Raw genomic sequence first — 21548 nt, forward strand, 5'->3', positions numbered from 1 at the left:
TTCTTCTTTGTAGAGGGTTCAGTTAAAGAGTACAAACCTAATTAAACTTTAAATTTCGGGTTCAAATCGTAGATGATTTGAACCTTTTATTATTGTTAATTTATATGATTTATTTCCAATTTAAGTATATAATAGGAGGTGAACTCGCAAGTTTGTATCTTAAAGAAATATTTGAAATTCATACTGCTTTTAAAGTAGATATCCATAATGAATGTTAATCAAACATCTTTCAGCTAATCCAAATAGCAGGTTTTGTTCAGTCTATAGCAGAACATCTTAGACCTTCCACGAACCATCGGATATTATGGCTCTTAAGACGGAACATACAACAAATACATTCGGAGGGAAAATTGATGATAGTAAATAAGAAGAATGTACAAACGACCGACAACACAATAAGTTATACACATTTTGAAACGGGGTCCAACACAATTTGCTTTATGTTTTCAGGTTCAGGATACAATTATGACAAGCCTTTATTTTATTATGCAACTATGACGATGCTTCAAAATAATATAGATATTGTACATATCCATTACTCTTACAGTGAACATATAATGAAAAAAACGCTTGATGAAGTATGTAAAGCAATGATGGATGATATAAACGCTGTAATTTTAGATGTTCTAAACAATGGTCAATACAATGAAATGATTTTTTTAGGAAAGTCAATTGGAACAATTCCGATGGCTCTTGACCTAATGAAAAGAGAAGAATTTTTAAAGTCAAAGATGATTTTACTTACTCCATTATTAAATTTAGAATTGATTTTTGATTCAATTGTAAGTAGCGAACATCAAGGGTTATTAATTATCGGAGACAATGATCCTCGTTTCAATTTAGAACAAATTGAAAAATTAAGTTATGCAAATTTGAAGATAGAGATTGTCCAAAATGCAGATCATTCCTTGGACATCGGTGGATTTGAGACATCTAATTCAATATTAGCTTTATCAGATATAATGGAAAAACTTCAGGAAGTAATAAAGGTGATCTGAAATCATCGAAAAGATAATCTATTTAGGTGTTATTTTAGTTGCGAAAATGAATTCAAAAGAGGTGCGAATTACGCATCCTTCGAATAAGTAAAATAGCTTTTCACCTGAAATTTAGAAACCATTTAAACTACACTACGTAACTTGTATAGAGAAGAAGAAAATAGCTAGAGGGGATGGGGATTGTAAATGGTGGCTGAAATTATTATTACATTTATTCTAATGCTTCCTTTATACGGCTTATTAATATGGAGTTACTTTGAACCTGAGGAAAGCATTTTATGGGGAAAAAGGTGGATGTACAAAGAAGAACCCGAACTATCAAGCGGAGTAATTCGCTACACAAAAATAACATCTTTGGCAGCTATGATATTTTTGACAGTTATGTTCTTCGTATTAATTTTGATTAATGTTTTGTGATTAATAAGAAGTTTATAATCCAGAACAACTCCTGTTGGATGCTTATTTTACGACTATACAGCTAAATATGAGTTGTACTATGATGAGGGACTTACTGAAAAATTTGAGTTCTCGACCGACATCTTCCAAACTGTTCAAGCTAAACCATTTTGAAAACAGCAGGGGATCAGATGCCGATTATTTGAGAATTTGAATTGCCTTATCGTAATGAATCTATTTCCTAATAAAAAAAGAGCAGTAGCCGTTAATTTGGCTCTGCTCTTTTTTTGTTTTATGTAATAGAGGGACAATAGAACTAAAATTTTCTTGTTAAAGTAGTTTGTTATTGGTACTATTTAACAGAGTTGATTATTAAATGAAAGAGGGATAAATAACTATATGAAAAATTCAATGAAATTTGTCTTTGCTATGATTGTATTCATGGTTACAATTTCTGTGGGTTCTCATGTTAGCTTTGCTAATAGCTACGAGCCTATCATCCATGCAACCAATCCAAATACAACTATTACTTTTAGCACAAAAAAGCTTACGAATAAACCTGTTAAAGTTACCATTGATACATCTAAGTATGAAGGTGGCGATCATTATCTTTATGATAGTTTCTCGAAAAAGATTATTAAATCTAATAAAATAACGGTTGATATTTCTAAGAATGATCAGTACAACTTCTTGCCTGTTGATAAAGATATGGATGAAGAATCGGTCCCGAATTATGGATTTTGGATTATGATTGAAGTTCGTAATATAGATATGACGAAGCCGAAAATTAAGGTTCTTAAGCCTACTTTAGAGTTTGGCACAGGTAAATACCGATTGAATTTTGGAATTACTGATTACGAGTCTGGTATAAAGTCAGTTACTCGTCAAACTTCTTATAATTCTTCATATCCATCAAAAGAAGCATTTATGAGTATGGATGATAGTATGATTATTAATAGAAATGGTCGATACAAAGTGACAGCAACAGACTTTGCAGGGAATAAAGCAGTTAAGTATATTACTGTAACTGATTATAAAAAAGCGCCACTAAAAGTTAATTCATTTACGTCGAAAAGTAATTACATCACAGGGAAATCTATGAAAAATACTTGGATTTCTGTTTACAATTTAAACACAGGTTATAGAATAGCTAAAGTTAAAACGGATAGTAATGGCAAGTTTAAAGCAAGTATAGGAAAACAGAAAACAAATACAAAACTGTATGTATGGACTTGGCATATTCCAGAAAAGTATGTGAGTGCTAGTAAAGATATAACTGTAAAAAGATAATGAAATATAATACTAAATTGTTTTTGTTATTCTAGCTGACTTACCTTATCGCCACAAATAACAAATAAATAAACTAAATAAGGAAAAAATACTTTGGTAGTGTTGGTTATAAAAAAGCTTGTTTAAATAATCGAATATACTGCCTGCGTTATACGATAAATTAAAAGAATCCATTTAAAATTTTTTGATCAAAATGGATTCTTTTTAGTATACTAAGGCTCAACTTTATTCAAGGTTTAATATTCCTATTAATGTTGCTAAGTCTAATTTCAGTCCATATTGGTCTATACATCATTTTTCCTTACTTTGAGTGAATTTTCAATGATTAAGTCAAGTAGCTGATGATAAGGGATATCTGCTGATTGTGCACTTTTTGGCAACAGACTGTTTTTCGTCATCCCGGGTAATGTATTAACTTCCAACACATAAGGGACCCCGTTTTTAATCATCATGTCTATTCGGGCATAGACGCTACATTTCAATGATTTATAGCAAGAAATTGCTGTGAGAGCGACACGATTATGTGTTTCGGGCGGGAGCTGGACCACCTCTTCAATGGTAGCCACATCATTATATTTCGAGGTATAATCAAAAAACTCACCCTGATGACGAATGGAAATCACCGGTAAAAGCTTTCCATCCAATATCGAACAAGTGATTTCCTCGCCCGTAATAAGCTTTTCGATTATCACTTCGGAATCCCATTTGAATACTTCAGTAATCGCAGATTTTACCGTTTCTTTGTCATAAACAATTTTTACTCCTACACTCGAACCACCTGAATTAGGTTTCACAACTATTGGGTAACCTATCTCGTCTAGTTCATCCATATTAAGTTCTTCCATGTTCATAAGGTGAATCCAATCCGGTGTTTGCAGCCCTTCATACCTGATGATTTTTTTCGAGATATTCTTATCCATGCATAAGCTGCTGGATAGGACACTGCTCCCTGTATAGGGAACTCCCATGGTTTCAAGGGTACCTTGAATGGTGCCGTCCTCACCGAACTTGCCATGTAGCGCCAGTAGCGCAACGTCAAGATTCCTCGCATTTTTCACTAAATCTTCTTTTTTCTCTATATGGATTGGTATAATTTTATATTTATTTTTATCTAAATGTACCATCATTTCTTCACCTGTCATAAGCGAAACTTGCTTCTCGGAAGAAACCCCTCCCATAATGACGCCAACTCTCATTTTTTTAACCTCCAAAATTATTTTTTAAGGTGTCCCCTATGATTTTAATTCCCTGAATAATCTCTCTTTCGTTTAGCCTAGAAAATCCTAATCGTAACGTATGCTTTCCACTACTGTCCGTGTAAAAAACATTGCCTGGCGAAAAAATAACTCCCTTTTGGTAACATGTTTCTAAAAGCTTTTGTGAATCAATGTTGTTATCTAGTTCTATAAAAAGGTGAAGTCCACCGTCACCTGTTAGCCGTTTACAAGGAATATATTGCTTACAATAATGGATAGCTAGTTCATATTTTTTCTTATAGACTGCTTTCGCTTTTTTTATATACTTCTCAAAATAGCCATCATTTAAATATTGATATAACACCGCTTGGTCTAAAGTTGACGTATGAACCGTTCGAGCTCTTTTCATACTTTCCAAGTAATAAATCAACTCTTTGTCTGCTAAAATCCATCCAACCCGCAAGCCAGGAAAAAGAATCTTAGAAAAGCTACTGATATAAATGACATTATTGCCGAGTCCAGCAAAGGCAGCCAATGGAGCCTGATGTGATCCCGAGTAACGTAATTCTTCATTAAATCCATCTTCAACGATAGGAAGCTGATAGGCCGAAAATAAATCCATGATTTTCTTCCTTTTTTCAGAGGATGTTACGATTCCAGTTGGATTATGATAAGACGGAATGAAATAGGCAAAATCATATTCCTTCTTGGATAAGCATTTTTCTAGCTCCCTAACATTGACACCGTCATCCTCCATATCAATTCCATCGATTTCAAAGCCATGTAATCGAAAGAGCTTAAGGGCAGAATGATGGGTTGGATTTTCACAAATAAGACGACCGTTCTTTTTATTTAAAGTGGATAAAAGAAGATCCAGACCTTCCGTGAAGCCATTGGTAATTAATATATCTTTGTTTCTAATGTCTACCCCCTTATTCTCCATGTAGTGAAGCAGGTATTCGATAAGTGGTTTATAGCCCTTTGCATAGCCATAGTTAAGAACAATGTCTCCTTCAATAGACATCCGATTTAAAAAGGCCTTTTTAAAATTTTCTACATCAAATAGCTTTTCATCGGGTGCGATACTAGTAAATGAGATCATTTCTTTATTCCAGCTCACCCCATGCTTCATGAGGTCCATTTTTTCTGCCAAAAAGGTTTGCTCATTGATTTTTTCAGTCCAATTTAACTTGATAGATAGGGATTTGAAAGTCTCTACTTGATTTACAAAGTTTCCTTTTCCTTTTACCGCATAGATCAGGCCATCTTGCTCCAAATCCGCATAAGCCGTTAGAACGGTGTTTCGACTGATGGATAATAAAGAGCTGAGTTCACGGGTGGATGGAAGCTTTTGGTGCTCAAGCAAATGCCCGTTGGTGATCATTCTTTTTAAATATTCCTTAAGCTGAATATATAAAGGACGGCCTTCCGTTAGCTTAAAATCGTTAAACACTGAATTCATCCCCTTGCTTACATTTTTACATTTCTGCACCGATTCCAAAAGGTCCACTCAATATGTATTTTTACGGTCTTGTGGTAGGGTGTGAAACAATAAGATACCATTTAGAGTCTTTCACTATGAAAAAGCCCTTGATAAGTAGGAATCTTAATCGAGGGCAACAATAGTTTAATTATATATTGGGAATTAAACTAATAGTTTCGAAATTGACCAAGAATACACAAATTATTTTTGTAACTAAAAGGAAAATGTTAATCGAAGGGAAATGTTAGCATGAGAGGAACCTCTATAAAATCATATGTAGATGATAATGATGTGATTGTTAAAGCTAAAGTTGAGCGTTATATCAACGGTGAAAAATACGATAGTAGTTGGTAGTATTTTGGTTGTAAAGCCGTTAAACAAGCAAAAACTATAGCATCGTGATAGGAAAGTACAAGTATTAAGTTTTAAAAAAAGGGCAGTGACAGGGGATATGGGGAATCAAAAGTAAATGTTAGATTTTTAGACAATAAACGTAGAGGTGTAATAGAGATAAATGATTTGGATACTTTTGAACAAAAAATCGGAAATCATATCCATATCACCCTTTATTGCACTATAATGAACCATATGTAACAACAAGGGGAGTGAGTAATATGAATGGTTCAAGTAAGGTATTAAGCTCTGTATTACTTAGCGGAGTGTTATTAGTGGCTGGTTTTACAAATCCAGTTGAGGTTAATTCGAAACAAACCACAGCTGCCGATAATCATAGCAACATCACGATGGTTGCATCGACAATTAAGTACAAGGTGACCATCAATGGTAAACCTGTATCTCTTCATAATAGCTCTATTAGAATAGGCCCTAATCATATATTACCTGCAAAAAGCTTTATAATACGTTTAGGCGGAACGACTACTTTTAATAGCAAAACTAAAGTGTTAACTATTAAAAGCAATGGTACAACTTCTACAATCAAACAAGGATCTAAAGTAGCTACTGTAAACGGCAAGAAAATAACGCTATCGACAAGTGCTCAAGCAATCAATGATGTATTCATGATCCCTCATGATCTAGTGGCCAAAGTTACAGGCACAAAAGTGTCTATATCAACAAGTGCAAAGACTATTGACATCACTCAGGCTACACCAATAAGCCCATCGCGTATCAAGACTAAATATCAAGGCCATACGTATGGTTCTGATAACCAATACCAGTATGATAAAACAATGGCTTATGTTAATAATTACTTCAAGAACTACAAATCTACATTTGATTTTGGTTATACAGATTATTATGGCGAAGCTTATGATGATTACTTTAAAAAAGGGGTAAAAGTACCACCAGAATGGAGTAATAGAGATTACTATTATAAAGGTTTGGATTTCGCTGATCGTTGGGGTAGAGATTTAAGAAAGAATAAAGTACCTTACTCTCAGATTGTGAAACTAGCTGAGGTTGAGAGTAAAGCTAGAGATTTTTTAAATGACCAACCAATGTTAAGATGGGATGATGCATACGACGTATACTCGGCATACCACTTCTTTTACAAACGTAAAGGTGATTCGGATTCTTATGCACATGCACAACAAATTGTATTTGATATGAATGGTTATAAAACTAGGATATTATCTACACCGCCGTTATCATGGTTAGAAGTAAAAATAAATGGAAAATGGTATATTCAATACGATGAATATTGGGGTGCCACATGGAGACTTTCTACTTCATCGGGGGTTCAATAGTTGTTTCTCTGTGAATTCTGTTGCGATTGAAGGTTAGAGTTTCCGAGGATGGCGAACTGATTCATATTGACGAGGATACGGACAAGGTGGCAACTGGCGCGATTGATGTCATGGCATATTGGCATGTTGGCATGTTGGTTTGAACAATTATATAATCAAAAAAAGAGTAGTGTTCAATAAACGGGCAATTAAACCGAAAAGGCAAGCTTAAAAAAAGAGCAATTGAAATATACAATAAGGGGGACAATATGAAATTTTATCTTTCATCTTTTAAAATTGGAAATGAAGAACGGAAACTAATCGAATTAACGGAAAATGGGAATAAAAAAGTCGCATATATCAATAATGCACTAGACTTTGCGACTGATTTAGAAAGAAAAAATAAAAGTGATGTTGCAGACGTAAGTGAACTGCAAAGAATAGGTTTCACAGTGGATGTTTTAGACTTGAAAATGTACTTCAATAACCACGAAGGATTGAAAGAAAAGCTTGATCAATACGATGTTATTTGGGTAAGAGGTGGCAATACTTTTGTTCTTGCACAAGCAATGAGATTAAGCGGTTTTGATGAAATCATTAAAAAGTACTATAGAGAAAAAAGAGATATTCTATATGGGGGATATAGTGCAGGTGGTTGTATCCTTGGACCAACTTTAAAAGGCATACACTTAGTAGATGAACCTGAGCAGAAACCTTATGGAAATGAACATCAAGCTATATGGGAAGGTTTATGCATTTTGGATTATGTAATTGCCCCCCATTATAAATCAGATCACAAAGAATCTAACGATATGGACCGAGCAATTGAATTTATGATCGAGAATAAAATTCTATTTAAAGCATTAAGGGATGGAGAAGTAATCATAATTGAATAGAACTAATCCCAAATTCTAATACAGTTTAGCAATCGGGCGCGATTGAGGTAGATCGGAAAGGGATTGAAGGTACATCCTGTGAGATATAAATTTGGTTTTTAAGTTTAGTAAACAACTTAAATACGATGCTCTTCAAAAATGTTCTTAGAGGGTATTATTAAAATATTTAATATAATTATGCACAGATACTTCCAAAGAATATATTATCAAGATAACAATAAAAAAGCAGATAAATTTAAGGACATTATATATATTATATGTAATGTCCTTTCTTCAACTAACGATCCCTATTAGGAGAAATTTTAATCTCAAACACGTAAAAACTTTGGAGGTTTTCTCTGTACAAAATGTTTTTCAATAGACTTAAGAACTTCATCATTTCCAGGTAAAGAGACTGTTTCTATCGCTTCCTCAAAAGACAACCATTGATAGTCGCTATGTTCAACATTTAATTTTACATCTTGATGGTCTTCCACAAATCCAACAAATACAGGGGCAACATATATATAATTTTCTTGAGGTGAATATATTTGGTCAAATTTGTTAGATGTATATAATAATAGTTTTGTTATCCCGGTTTCTTCTTTTATTTCTCTGAAAGCTGCTTCCCAAGCCTTTTCACCTTCTTCAATACTACCACCAATATAACACCAAACATTCCGTAGAGCAGAAGTATTTCTTTTTAAGAGCAACACTTTATATTCATCTTCTATCTTCTTTAATAAAACGGTCGCAATCCCTGTACATCGTATTGGGACTTCAAAATATTCTTTACTCATTCAAAACACCTCTTTGTTTTTATATCTCTTTTCACTTACATTCCAGTGTGTTGGACGTGAAAGCAATTGTGGTAATTTAGTTTGTTTATCACCTTTTGCAGCATTAACTTGAACTTGTGTGAGAAAGATACTGCCAGTTAGATTTGCCCCTCTTAGATCGGTATCTCGGAAATCAGCTCCGATAAGGTCAGCCATGCGTAAGTCTGCGTCTCGTAAGTCTGCCCCAATAAGGTATGCCCCTCTTAAATTAGCTCCTCTCAAGTCCGCACCTCTAAGCTTTACCCCCATCAAATCTGCTCCTCGACGGTCAAGTGTTTTTCTTTTTTTAGAGCCAATATGCTGGGAGATTACTTTGCTCCTTACAAGTTCACTAGTGTTTAAAAGCAAAGCATTTACTACTGCTCGGTGCGATGGTACATCTAGCTTTAAAAGTTCATCGGAACTAAGTTTGCTAAGTCGTTCCGTTTCATGAAGTGCAGTGCTAAGTTCACTATGTATTGGACTTGCTTCCTTCAAATTCAGAGCTTCAGTCAGATACCAGATCATTTCATGAAGTTGATGCATAGTTGGGAAGACATCAAACATTTTCTGCGCTATTTGTGTACTTTCGCGCCAGTCAATTCCTTTAAATGTAGTTTGAGAAACTTTTTGTCCGGCACCGAAGCAGTCAAAAACCGTACAGCCTTTAAATCCCTCTTGTCTCAGACTATTATGAATGCTACATCGAAAATCCGATTGCAAATTGGAGCATGCTTTACCTGCCACTTTATCATTTGCAAAATCAACCGAAGCTGCGAAGGGGAGCGCTACACAACATAAACCAAAGCAATTTTCACAATCTGCATGTAGATCACTGCGGCTAATGTCGAGTTTTGTATTAGGGAAATCACTATTATCAATCATTTGATGTACTTCCTTTGCTTAAGTATTTTAATAAATTAATATGTAATTCTATTCTAATTTTTTATATTACCATTGATTAAATTCAACAGTCAATTTTTGGATATAATTAAATGGATGTGTTTATCGGAAATATTTTATAAATCATTTCTATGAAGGTTACGAGAAAAAATCGAAGAAGACACCATTACAATCCACTTACAACTCAATATTTGTATTCAAAAGAACCCTATCAATCAGTAGGGTTCTTTTTTTATGAGCATCACTAGCTTGTAACATTGATGTCACAAACCATTATTACTATGTAAACGAAAGGAGGATACGATGGTTTTTTCAAGTCTTTTGTTCATTTATTTGTTTCTACCAATCACCATAATACTGTATTACTCGGTGAAAAATAGAAAGTTTAGAAACATTCTTTTGTTAGTAACCTCATTATGTTTTTATGCTTGGGGTGAGCCAATATGGATTGTCCTATTACTTTTTAGTAGTAGTATTGATTATTGTCATGGATTGTATATTGAAAGACTTCATGGAACGAAATGGGCTAAATATGGTGTCGTTTCTTCTATTATATTAAATCTTTCTTTGTTAATTGCATTTAAATATAGTGCTTTTATTTATGAAAATGTCAATCTTATATTTAATACGTCATTCCAAATACCCGATGTTACATTACCAATTGGTATATCTTTTTATACCTTTCAAACAATCTCTTATACAGTAGATGTGTATCGAGGAAAGGTACAGGCACAAAGAAAGTTCTCAACTTTCCTTTTGTATGTGTCTTTATTTCCACAGCTAGTGGCAGGACCAATCGTTAGATATTCGGATATTGCTATACAGATAGAGAATCGAACTACAAATATTAGCCAAATCAGTGATGGTGTGAATCGATTCATAATTGGATTAGGAAAAAAAGTATTGTTAGCTAATACAGCTGGTAATTTTGCCACGATGTTTATGGAGCGTTCTTCAGAAAGCTTAACTGTTACAGAAGCATGGTTTGGTATTGTGATGTTTACGCTGCAAATTTACTTTGATTTTTCTGGATACTCAGATATGGCTATAGGATTAGGGAAAATATTTGGCTTCGAATATAAAGAGAATTTCAACTATCCCTATGTTTCACGATCTGCTACAGAATTTTGGAGACGATGGCATATATCTTTAGGTAGCTTCTTTCGAGACTATGTGTACATCCCACTTGGCGGAAATCGAAAGAATGAATTTATAAACTTAATGATTGTCTGGTTTCTAACTGGAATTTGGCATGGAGCTAGCTGGAATTTTATTGTTTGGGGAATGTATTTTGGGATTTTAATTTACTTAGAGAAAAAAATACTAGGTAGAATTTTAGAGAAACTGCCAAGTATTGTTTCGCACTGCTATTTACTAGTGGTTGTAATTATAGGCTGGACCTTCTTCTACTTTACGAATCTGAATGAAGCTTTCGCTTATTTAAAAGTTCTCTTTGGTTTTGCTAATCAAAGCTTCGCTAGTACTGAGTTAAATATTATTGTAATGAATAATATTTTCTGGATAGTAATTGCTATTTTATTATGTACACCACTAATCAAAGTCATTGGGAAAAAAGTTTTTAAAGGTGCAATGTATAAAAGTTGCCTGATTATCGTAAATGTTATGATTCTAATCATATGTACAGCAATTCTGGTTAGCGAAAGTTATAATCCCTTTCTTTATTTTAGATTTTAAGGAGAGTTATGAATGAAAAAAGGTAATATATTCGAGATAATTCATATCGGTTGTATGATTGGAATTGTGATAGTGGGTTTTACATTATTCATTCTATTACCAAAAGACCACATTTCTGAAAATGAAAAACGACAATTAACAACACGTCCTACCTTTTCAACGGAAAACTTTCTAAATAAAAGTTATTCCAAACAGGTAGATTTATATGTGAATGATACATTTCCGTTTCGTGAACAGTTTATTGCATTGAATTCATTCTATAACAATGCAAAAGGAATACGATCAGGAACAGAGGAGATACAAATATACAATATACAGAAGTAAATATAAGGAGAGTTAACTACTATGAATAAAAATATGATAATTTCTACAATTGCGACCTTACTAATTGCAGGGTGTGCTTCTACAGATTTAGAAAAAGAAAGTGTAAGTTCTATTAAGGGAGGAAAACAGGAAGAAGTTTTAAAGAATACAACTGCGGAGAAATCGGGTTCTATTATTACACTTGGTGATAGAGCAGTAGAAATTTTCTATGGAAATGAAGGTAACGCTGAGCGATATACCAATGCCGTATCAAGTACGAAACAAGCTTTAGGAGATCAAGTTGAAGTGTATAATATGGTTGTTCCATCGAGTGTAGAGTTTGCACTGCCACAAAAATATCAAAATATGTCCAAGTCGCAAAAACCCGTGATTGATAAAATTTATGACAATCTTGATAGTAAAGTTAAGACTGTAGATGCTTATAAAGCATTAGAAAAACATAAAAACGAGTATATATATTTTAATACGGATCATCATTGGACATCATTAGGTGCTTATTATGCTTATGAACAATTTGCAAAAGAAGCAGGTTTTCAAGCTAAATCATTAAATGAATTCAAAAAATATTCTAAGAAAGATTTCTTAGGTACTCTATATACGCAAACTCAGGATACTAAGTTAAAAGAAAATGCAGATGTTGTTGATTATTACAAGATTCCAGTTGATTACGATGTATTTCGATATGAAAAAGGGAAGGAAGATACACCAGTTTCTTCAACGTTATATGCTGATTATGTAGATGGTGTAAATGCTTACTCTCTATTTTTACATGGAGATTTTCCAATGATTAAAATTCAAAATAATGATAGTAATAATGGGAAGAAACTAGTCGTTGTGAAAGAGTCTTATGGAAATGCTTTTGTACCATTCTTAATACCTCATTATGACGAAATATATGTAGTAGATTCTAGATATTACAATAGTAGTTTAAAAAAATTAGTTAATGAAAAAGAAGTAAAAGAAGTATTATTTATCAATAATATATTTGCTGCTAATACAGAGAAAATTGTAAAAACAATTGAAGAAATACAATGAAGTGCAAAAGCCTAATCGAAGTGATTAGGCTTCTGTTTTTATGTGGTTTAGTTCTAAATGGGATATGGAGATTATTAATCATACTGAGCCTATCGTAAATGAATTCTTTATAAAGATTACTCAATAATATATTCATATGGATAAATTTGTTATAATTATTCTAATGCAATATTTAATATTCATAACGCGGTACATACAAATATACAAGGGGGCTATGCATGATGGTTACACTTAGCGATGATTTTCAAATGAATAATATTGCTAGAATGAAAGAAATCTATCAATCTGTTGGATGGAAAAAGCATAGCGAAAAAGTTATTGAACAAATATTTTCATCGAGTAATCATACCGTCTTTGCATTTATTAACGGCGAACTTGTCGGATTTGCAAGAGCTATTTCAGATGGTGTATTTAATGCAGCTATTTATGATGTGATTGTACACCCAGATTTCCAAGGCCAAGGTATTGCGAAAATGATTGTAGTTGAGCTATTAGTACAATTAAAAAGTATTTCCTGTATTCATATGATTTCAACTTTAGGAAATGAAGAATTTTACAAAAAATGCGGCTTTAAAAAGCTCAAAACAGGGATGGCTAGGTACTTGGATGTTCATTTGACTGAAGAGTATCTTACATAGTTAGAGAAAGGAGCGCGCGATCATGAATAACAACGAACTAATATCACTATTCCACAAAGAACTTAGACAAGAAGCTCAAACACAAAGTTATCTAAGAGAAGAAACAGAGCATGTAGTACGACACATTTCACAATATGGTGAATCCGGGTTCATAGTCTCATCTAATGTAAATGAAGATAATGCAAGAACAATCATAAAGCAGGAGTTAAACTATTTTAATAACCTAGGACAAGATTTTGAGTGGAAGGTATATAGCTATGATAAACCTGATAGTCTGAAAGATATTCTTAAACAAGAAGGTTTTAGCGTAGATGAAGCAGAAGCTCTTATGGTGATGAAACTAGATGAACAGCACCACTTGCTAATACATAATCAACATTTCGGTTTCAAGGAAATAACAGATGAAAAAGGTATTCAAGATATCGTTGATCTAGAAGATGCCATTTGGAATGAACCACATGCTGAGCTGGGGAAACGACTTTGGAGAGATAAACAAAATAATCCTGAAGCCTTACATCTATATGGGATATATGAGGATGATAAGCTCGTCAGTGCCGCATGGATGTACTTAGAGGCCAACTCCTCGTTTGTAAGCTTATGGGGAGGTTCGACGCTACCTATGTATAGAGGAAAAGGATACTACACAACGCTTCTAGCTGCTCGGGCAAAAAAGGCATTTGAAAAAGGGCATCCATTCCTTACTGTTGATGCCAGTCCAATGAGTAGACCAATCCTTGAGAAGTGTGGTTTTCTTTGTCTCGCATACTCTTACGGTTGTCAATCTCCTTCTAATAAATAGTAAATCAACTTTTCAAAATTACGATCATGTTTAGTGAATAAGAAATATAAGGGTGATACATAATTTATTTAACACCAATGTATCACCCTGTATCATTTATTACTTTAGATATATTGATAACATAAGCTAGACTAACATTGAAATGATGAAATCGGTTTTTTTCTTTGCTAAGGATGCATAGGTTGTCCTGAAGCAGTTCTCTTTAAAGAAATTTTGAGATTAATTAAATAAGTAAAGTTAGTACTGTGGACGGGCAATAAACCGCATCAACATGTAGAAGTTCAGCATATAATAATTGTCATCATCTTTGATATTCATATCCATTGGAGACAAAGTCATCTGTCTTCTTAGTTCTTCTCCAATAAGGACTTGCAAGTTTAAATGATTTTAAAATAATCAAAAGGAATTTATGAATAATTCGAGAATTATAAGAATATAAGGTATAGATTATTTTGGAGGGGATATTCATCAACAAAAGGGTCAGAGTAATGATTAGTTTATTTAGTTGCCTGATTTTATGTGTTTTTGGGGTGTATAGTTTAATAACAGCAAGTGCATCCGTAATTCCAGCCGTCTTATTTACTATTGGTGGTTTGATTGGATTTATAGGTGGAATTTATGAAATTAAGAACTTTGATATTGCATGAACAGTATAAAGTGAATGAACTTTAAGAAGAAAACACCGTACTTTGATATTATCTAATATCAAGGTACGGTGTTTTTTTCTTATTTAATAAAAAAGCATATTGAGGGGTTAAATGACGGAAAAATAAGTATGACAACTGAAATCAAGTAAATAATAGTAAAACATCGGATTATTGGAGGAGACATCATGGCTAAAAATTATCAATTTTATATAAATGGAGAATGGCGTGAAAGTCGATCAAAAGAAAGTATAAGCATTTTGTCACCTTATTTACGTGAGGAAATAGGCAACGTTCAAGCTATTTCTCAGGATGAAGTAGATGAAGCAATAAATGGTGCAAAACTAGCCCAAAAAGAATGGGCACAACTTTCTGTACGCGCTCGTGGAGAATATCTATATAGATGGGTAGATGAATTACTTGCAATGAAAAACGAAATTGCTCAATCTATTATGGAAGAAGTGGGGAAAACATTTAATGATGCTGTAAAGGAAGTGGAACGAACTGCAGATTTTATTCAATACACAATAGAAGAAGCAACACATATGCAAGGGGAAAGTATGTTGGGTGAAAATTTTCCGGGTGGAAATCGCTCTAAAATTGCGATGACTCATCGTGTCCCACTCGGAGTCATTCTTGCCATTTCACCATTTAACTATCCCGTGAACTTATCAGCTGCAAAAATTGCCCCCTCTCTAATAGTTGGAAATGCTGTTATTTTCAAACCAGCCACTCAAGGTGCAATTAGTGGTGTGAAAATGATTGAAGCTCTTCACAAAGCAGGCTTACCTAAAGGCGTTCTTAACCTAGTAACTGGACGAGGATCTGTAATAGGTGACTACCTTGTTGAGCATCCTGATATCGATATGATCTCGTTCACTGGAGGAACAGTTACAGGACAACATATTGCAAAAATTTCAAATATGATACCTCTTGTAATGGAGCTTGGAGGAAAAGACCCAGCTATCGTTCGTGAAGATGCTGATCTAGCGTTTACTTCGAAACAAATAATTTCAGGAGCATATTCATATTCAGGGCAACGTTGTACAGCAATTAAACGTGTCCTAGTAAACGAAACTGTTGCTGATGAATTAGTATCTTTATTAAAAGAAGAAATAGAAGCCTTAACTGTAGGGTCTCCTGAAGACAATAATATTATTGTACCGTTAATCGATGATAAATCTGCAGACTTTGTCCAAGGTTTAATTGATGATGCTTTAGAAAAAGAAGCCACATTAGTTACGGGAAATAAACGTGAAGGGAATCTCATTTTCCCAACCTTACTAGACAATGTGACAACAGATATGAGAATTGCTTGGGAAGAACCATTTGGCCCCGTACTTCCGATTATTCGAGTGAGATCAGATAATGAAGCCATTACAATAGCTAATGCATCAAAATTTGGTTTACAAGCAAGTGTGTTTACAAAAGACGTAAATAAGGCATTTACTATAGCACCTCAAATTGAAGCAGGTTCTGTCCAGATAAATGGAAGAACAGAACGTGGACCTGACCACTTCCCATTCATAGGAATCAAAGGTTCAGGTATGGGAACACAAGGTATAAAACGGAGTATAGAAGCAATGACTCGTGAAAAAGTTACAATTATTAATATTTATGAATAAGGAAGAATAAAACTTTAATAAGAGCCAATAATTAATTTATTTGTTGTTGGCCCTTTTTCTAAAGTCTAGTTAATCTGAATTGGTTATGTAGTTACATGAATAAAATAGGGAAGAGTTAGTTAATTGCGATTGATCTACCTAAACTATCAAATAGGACAACGACATAGTTTATATACCAGAATCATAGTATATGAATACGAAGATATGTACATATTATTGAAGGGTTACAGTAAAAAGAAAAATCTCATATTGTATAGCCAAGGAAAGTTGATAGAAATTAAATGCTAATAATAAGCATTATTAGCTACTCTCTTTTAAAAAGGAGGAGTCGAGCGTGGAAAGACCAATTGGAGTTACATTGATTAGTTTTTTCTATATTTTTGGAGCGGTTGTTTTACTTCTCACTTCGATATTTTATCATCATGAACCGAACGGTATAGGAATTGCTGAAAGGTTCGGAATCCCAAATGGGCCTGAGCGATTAGTGAGGATAATACTTGCATTGGCAACCTTTGTTATGGTCTATGGATATGCGAATTTGAAAAAATGGGGATTTTGGTCAATGATTGTTTACTCCATCTTTTTTGGATTGTTAAGTATAACCTTAATGACCTCTCAAAACATACAACCTTTTTTAGGGAATTTGATTTGGTCATTAATTATCATAGTCTATTCAATTTGCGTAAAAGCTGTTTTTTTAAGAGCAATCAAGTCTCGTGAAATTCAATAATCTATCTTTACTTAAATTTAATAATTTTGTTTCCTAGAAAATAAGTATATACTTTATTTTTAAATTAAAAGGGGCGACCACAAGTCGATATTGACTTAATGGACTGCCCCTTTTTAGTGATGTTTACATTATTGTTATTGAAAACATCATTACTAGTAACGCATTGCAACTTTCACAAGTTCTGCACCTAATTGCACATCAATAGGTTGCTCATTATCTTCTAATGCATTAAACGTGATGTCATTTACAAGTAAATTTTCTCTCATTAAATCTTCAAAACGAAGGATCATTTCTTTTACTTCAGTACTTGCAACAATGTTAAGAGAAACATACATCTCGACTGGTAGATCTAATTTCTTTCTTGTGTCTTGAATTGTACGAATAAGCTCTCTTATTTGTCCTTCTTCAATTAATACTGGCGTTAATTGTACATCTAGCAATACTTTTAATTGTTGATCACCAGCTAGCTCAAAACCAGGTGTTACAGCTGATTCTACAAGGATATGCTCAGATTTTAAAGTATAGCTGTCTTCATTTACATTAATCTGTGCTTCACCTTGAGAAAGAATTGTTTGTTTCTCTTCTTCCGTCATATTTTCTACATATTGCTTAACTGAGTTGACCGCTTTACCAAATGTAGCACCAGCCGTTTTGAAATTCAATTTGAAGTTAGCTGATTCATATTTCGAGATATCATTAGCAAATGTAACTGTTTTGACGTTTAATTCATCTTTTATAATATTTGTATAAGCATCTAATGAATTAGCGTCTTCATTTTGCCAAACGATGATTTGTTGAAGCGGCTGCTTTGTTTTTAATGAAGTACTATTACGAATACTTCTTCCAAATTCCACTATTTTCAAGATGGTTGCCATATCTTTTTCTAATTCCGGATTAATAACTGCTTCATCCGCTTTTGGATAGTCTTGTAGGTGTACGCTATTGTCGTGTAGTTTTAAATGAATGTCCTCTGCGATATAAGGTACAAAAGGTGCTAGTAAGCGGCTAATTGTACTTAAAGTCTCAAATAGGGTAGAGTATGCTGCTTTTTTGTCTTCTGATAGACCAGAAGCCCAGAAACGATTTCTAGAACGTCTTACATACCAATTACTCACTTCATCAACTAACGCTGCAATCTCTCTTGTTGCAGCTGTAAATTGGAACTCATCCATATACTCTGCTACAACTTTGACTGTATTATGCAAACGAGATAGCATCCATTGATCTAAGATTGTTTTCTTGCCTGTTTGATTTGCATCGTATTCAAAACCATCAATTTTCGCATACATCGCATAAAATTTATACGTATTATCTAATGTATCAACTAGTTTTGATTTTGCATCTTGCACAGTCTTTTTCGAGAATCGTTTAGGATTCCAAGGCGAACTATCGATCAAGAATGCCCAACGTAGAGCATCAGCACCATATTCTTGAATCAATTCAACTGGATCTAGAGCGTTACCTTTACTCTTCGACATTTTCTGACCGTTCTCATCTAATACATGACCTAATGATAAGACGTTCTTATATGGTGCCTGACCAGTGAATAGTGTAGAGACTGCTAATAGGCTATAGAAGAAGCCACGTGTTTGGTCAATTCCTTCAATGATGACATCTGCAGGGAATTGTTTATTAAATTTCTCTTTGTTATCAAATGGATAGTGATGTTGTGCAAATGGCATTGAACCGCTGTCAAACCAAACGTCAATAACTTCTGGCGTTCTTTCCATCTGGCCATGACATTTAGGGCAAGCGCATTGGACATCATCAATATATGGTTTGTGAAGCTCTATACCATCATCCAAATTAGTTGTAGCGATTTCTTTTAATTCATCAATGCTACCAGGTGCTACTTCATAGCCACAATCATCACAGATCCATACATTTAATGGAGTACCCCAGTAGCGGTTTCGGCTAATATTCCAATCTACAAGGTTTTCAAGGAAGTTTCCGAAACGTCCGTTTTTGATGTGCTCAGGATACCAAGTGATGGTTTCGTTATTCGCAAGCATTTGGTCTTTTAGTGACGACATATTGATAAACCAGCTATCTGTAGCATAGTAAAGAAGTGGTGAATCACAACGCCAGCAGTGTGGGTAGCTATGCTCATACTTTTCTTTGCTAAAGAGTAGACCTTTTTCAGACAGCATTTTAATAATATCTACGTCACAGTCTTTCACAAATTTGCCTTCAAGATCAACTACCTCTGCTGTGTAACGACCTTGCAAGTCAACCACATTCACAAAAGATAAGCCATTTTGTTGAATAGTTTTATAGTCATCTTCACCGTAAGCTGGTGCGATATGAACGATACCGGTACCACTGCTCTCCGTTACGTATTCAGCTAATACAACGATATGTCCTTTTTCGACAGTTACATAATTGAATGGAGGTAAATAACATACGCCTTCAAATTCATGTCCTTTGTGCTCACTTAGAACTTCAACATCTCCACCCATTACTTTTTCAGCTAATGATTTAGCGACAATAAAGATCTCTGATCCTTTTTGAACCCTTACATACGTTAGCTCTGAATTCATAGCAAGTGCTACATTAGCAGGTAAAGTCCAAGGTGTTGTCGTCCAACCTAAGAAGAATTCATTTTCTTTATCAGCTAATTTAAATTTCACAGTAGCAGATAAATCTTTCACATCTTTATAACCTTGTGCGACCTCATGAGAACTTAATGATGTTTGGCAGCTAGGGCAGTAAGGTGATACACGATGTCCTTTATATAACAAATTGTCTTTATGCACTTTACTCAAGATGTTCCATACACTTTCGATATAGTCATTGCTTAATGTCATATAAGGATCATCCATATCAACCCAATAACCTAATTCTTCAGTAAACGAACGCCATTTCTTCTCGTAAGTGAAGACACTTTCCTTACATTTGTTGATAAATGGCTCAATACCATACCGTTCAATCTCTTGTTTACCTGAAATACCTAGTTGCTTTTCAACACCAAGTTCTACAGGAAGACCGTGTGTATCCCAGCCTGCTTTTCTTTCTACTTGGAATCCTTGCATCGTTTTATAACGTGCCACAACATCTTTAATCGTTCTGCCAAATGCATGGCCTACATGGGGTAGCCCGTTTGCAGTTGGTGGACCTTCGTAAAAAACAAACGGTGTGCGTCCTTCTCTTGCATCAACAGAAGCTTGAAAAGTATCTTTTTCTGTCCACATGTTACGAATGCGTTGTTCACGCTGTACTGTATTTTCTTTAATTTCATTCGAATTCATTGATATCGCTCCAATACTAAATTATATAAAAACATACAAAAAACCCCGTCCCAAGTAAGGGACGGGGTTAACCGCGATACCACCCTAATTCTATTGAAAACCGCTCAATAGCACTCAGCAACGTACAATCATACGTGTTCCTTTTAACGGCGGACACCCGGATAGACCTACTAAATCTTCAGACTATCTTCTCAGAGAGGATCTTCACATTACACTTAAACACTGACTTGCACCGATCTGTCAGCTCTCTAGGGAATAAGATGTAACGCTACTCTTTCTCATCAACGAATTTGTATGCTTTTATTGAAAATTATCGTAACAGAACAGAAAAAAATTGTCAAATAATTAATGTAGGTATTTTTATTTTAAAAGGAATGAAAGAAAGTGAGGGATGTTACTAATTTATAGGTGTAGAACCTAGGCATTTAGAGTTTAGAGAATGTAGAAATTTAATAATTCAAAAATGAACGGACGTTTTGTAGAATTAGGCAACTGAAAATAGTGTAATATGAAAAGGATATAATATATTCAAAATAATCTATAAATAAATTACTTAATGTAGTAGAAAGATTGAATTCAATATAGCGTTTTAGAACACAAAGATACACAAATCTATTTTTCGCGAACGCTCACAGCAAATAGAATTAGTATTTAAAAACTTGTTAACCATTGATATATAAGGCTTTAAAGAGTGTTTTCTTATTGAATTTTCATTGCATAAAACACTCATTTTTGGACTGATAAAGGAAAATCAAAGTAGATTTTAGTGGTTTTTGTCATTTTGTGAATTCAATTTTTAATTTTGAAATGTTACTATTAATTTTACCAATCTATTTTTTGTACGATAGTAAGACTATAAATAACATTTACATTAAGTGATAAACAAAAGCGAAGCGGTGATCAAAAATGAAATTTATTGAAATAGGAATTGGCAATACATGGATTGTTAGAACAGAGACGGAATTAGAGGAAGGTTCTGAATTTGAGGAACGGGGGATAAAAGGACCGATTATTTTTGAATCGTTTTATCTTCGAATTTGGTTATTTAAAACGGTAGTAATCATGGATTCCAAAGAAGGTTTAAAGAAGATGAAAAAGAAGCGAAACTCCCTTAAGTTACTATTGGGTATTCAAAGTAAATAAGATAAAGAAGGAAACTTCGCATA

The 21548-nt window shown here is 33.9% G+C and carries 18 protein-coding genes and 1 other annotated feature; of the genes, 13 read left to right on the forward strand and 5 right to left on the reverse strand.

Annotated features, from left to right (window positions below; translation table 11 throughout):
* Positions 1-353 precede the first annotated feature (353 nt).
* From MHH85_RS09275 to MHH85_RS09285, 3 genes are all read left to right on the forward strand, one after another.
* Positions 354-998: an alpha/beta family hydrolase gene (locus MHH85_RS09275; RefSeq protein ID WP_340706804.1), complete on the forward strand. Its 645-nt coding sequence runs from the start codon at positions 354-356 to the stop codon at positions 996-998.
* A gap of 186 nt (positions 999-1184) precedes the next feature.
* Positions 1185-1415, forward strand: a complete 231-nt coding sequence (locus tag MHH85_RS09280; protein WP_340706805.1) for a hypothetical protein — start codon at positions 1185-1187, stop codon at positions 1413-1415.
* A 378-nt stretch (positions 1416-1793) separates the two neighbouring features.
* A complete protein-coding gene (locus MHH85_RS09285; RefSeq protein WP_340706806.1) occupies positions 1794-2684 on the forward strand; it encodes a hypothetical protein in 891 nt (296 codons plus the stop codon).
* A gap of 284 nt (positions 2685-2968) precedes the next feature.
* Here MHH85_RS09285 and MHH85_RS09290 read toward each other — a convergent pair whose 3' ends face one another.
* Entirely contained in the window at positions 2969-3880 is a 912-nt protein-coding gene (locus MHH85_RS09290; RefSeq protein ID WP_340706807.1) for a D-alanine--D-alanine ligase, read from the reverse strand.
* A 4-nt stretch (positions 3881-3884) separates the two neighbouring features.
* Positions 3885-5333: a MocR-like pyridoxine biosynthesis transcription factor PdxR gene (gene pdxR, locus MHH85_RS09295; protein ID WP_340706808.1), complete on the reverse strand. Its 1449-nt coding sequence runs from the start codon at positions 5331-5333 to the stop codon at positions 3885-3887.
* Between the two features lie 644 nt (positions 5334-5977).
* Here pdxR and MHH85_RS09300 point away from each other — a divergent pair.
* Complete coding sequence (locus MHH85_RS09300) at positions 5978-7069, forward strand: copper amine oxidase N-terminal domain-containing protein (protein ID WP_340706809.1); 1092 nt, start codon at positions 5978-5980, stop codon at positions 7067-7069.
* Between the two features lie 248 nt (positions 7070-7317).
* Complete coding sequence (locus MHH85_RS09305; RefSeq protein ID WP_340706810.1) at positions 7318-7944, forward strand: Type 1 glutamine amidotransferase-like domain-containing protein; 627 nt, start codon at positions 7318-7320, stop codon at positions 7942-7944.
* A 308-nt stretch (positions 7945-8252) separates the two neighbouring features.
* On the opposite strand, the gene MHH85_RS09310 is transcribed toward MHH85_RS09305, so the two are convergent.
* Both MHH85_RS09310 and MHH85_RS09315 read right to left on the reverse strand, forming a co-directional pair.
* Positions 8253-8723 carry an NUDIX hydrolase gene (locus MHH85_RS09310; RefSeq protein ID WP_340706811.1) on the reverse strand — a complete coding sequence of 157 codons (471 nt, stop codon included), beginning with the start codon at positions 8721-8723 and terminating at the stop codon, positions 8253-8255.
* Positions 8724-9626, reverse strand: a complete 903-nt coding sequence (locus tag MHH85_RS09315; protein WP_340706812.1) for a pentapeptide repeat-containing protein — start codon at positions 9624-9626, stop codon at positions 8724-8726.
* Positions 9627-9947: 321 nt separating this feature from the next.
* Here MHH85_RS09315 and MHH85_RS09320 point away from each other — a divergent pair, with 321 nt between their 5' ends.
* The 7 genes from MHH85_RS09320 to MHH85_RS09350 all read left to right on the forward strand — a co-directional run bounded on the left by MHH85_RS09320 (position 9948) and on the right by MHH85_RS09350 (position 17134).
* Positions 9948-11339, forward strand: a complete 1392-nt coding sequence (locus MHH85_RS09320) for an MBOAT family O-acyltransferase (protein WP_340706813.1) — start codon at positions 9948-9950, stop codon at positions 11337-11339.
* 12 nt (positions 11340-11351) lie between these two features.
* Positions 11352-11663, forward strand: coding sequence for a DHHW family protein (locus MHH85_RS09325; RefSeq protein WP_340706814.1), 312 nt, complete (start codon positions 11352-11354; stop codon positions 11661-11663).
* 21 nt (positions 11664-11684) lie between these two features.
* Positions 11685-12698, forward strand: a complete 1014-nt coding sequence (locus MHH85_RS09330; RefSeq protein WP_340706815.1) for a DHHW family protein — start codon at positions 11685-11687, stop codon at positions 12696-12698.
* 218 nt (positions 12699-12916) lie between these two features.
* Entirely contained in the window at positions 12917-13336 is a 420-nt protein-coding gene (locus MHH85_RS09335) for a GNAT family N-acetyltransferase (RefSeq protein WP_340706816.1), read from the forward strand.
* Positions 13337-13358: 22 nt separating this feature from the next.
* Positions 13359-14135, forward strand: a complete 777-nt coding sequence (locus MHH85_RS09340; RefSeq protein ID WP_340706817.1) for a GNAT family N-acetyltransferase — start codon at positions 13359-13361, stop codon at positions 14133-14135.
* An 832-nt stretch (positions 14136-14967) separates the two neighbouring features.
* Positions 14968-16404 carry an NADP-dependent glyceraldehyde-3-phosphate dehydrogenase gene (locus MHH85_RS09345; protein WP_340706818.1) on the forward strand — a complete coding sequence of 479 codons (1437 nt, stop codon included), beginning with the start codon at positions 14968-14970 and terminating at the stop codon, positions 16402-16404.
* Positions 16405-16738: 334 nt separating this feature from the next.
* Positions 16739-17134: a hypothetical protein gene (locus MHH85_RS09350; RefSeq protein WP_340706819.1), complete on the forward strand. Its 396-nt coding sequence runs from the start codon at positions 16739-16741 to the stop codon at positions 17132-17134.
* A gap of 152 nt (positions 17135-17286) precedes the next feature.
* On the opposite strand, the gene ileS is transcribed toward MHH85_RS09350, so the two are convergent.
* Positions 17287-20367, reverse strand: coding sequence for an isoleucine--tRNA ligase (gene ileS / locus MHH85_RS09355; protein WP_445684121.1), 3081 nt, complete (start codon positions 20365-20367; stop codon positions 17287-17289).
* Positions 20368-20436: 69 nt separating this feature from the next.
* Positions 20437-20676: a binding site (T-box leader), on the reverse strand.
* A gap of 612 nt (positions 20677-21288) precedes the next feature.
* On the opposite strand from ileS, the gene MHH85_RS09360 reads away from it, so the two are divergent.
* On the forward strand, positions 21289-21525 hold the full coding sequence (locus MHH85_RS09360) for a DUF3977 family protein (RefSeq protein ID WP_340706821.1): 237 nt from the start codon (positions 21289-21291) through the stop codon (positions 21523-21525).
* The last annotated feature ends 23 nt before the right edge of the window (positions 21526-21548 follow it).

It is taken from the genome of Viridibacillus sp. FSL E2-0187 (genome assembly GCF_038006425.1).
GTDB lineage: Bacteria > Bacillota > Bacilli > Bacillales_A > Planococcaceae > Viridibacillus > Viridibacillus arvi.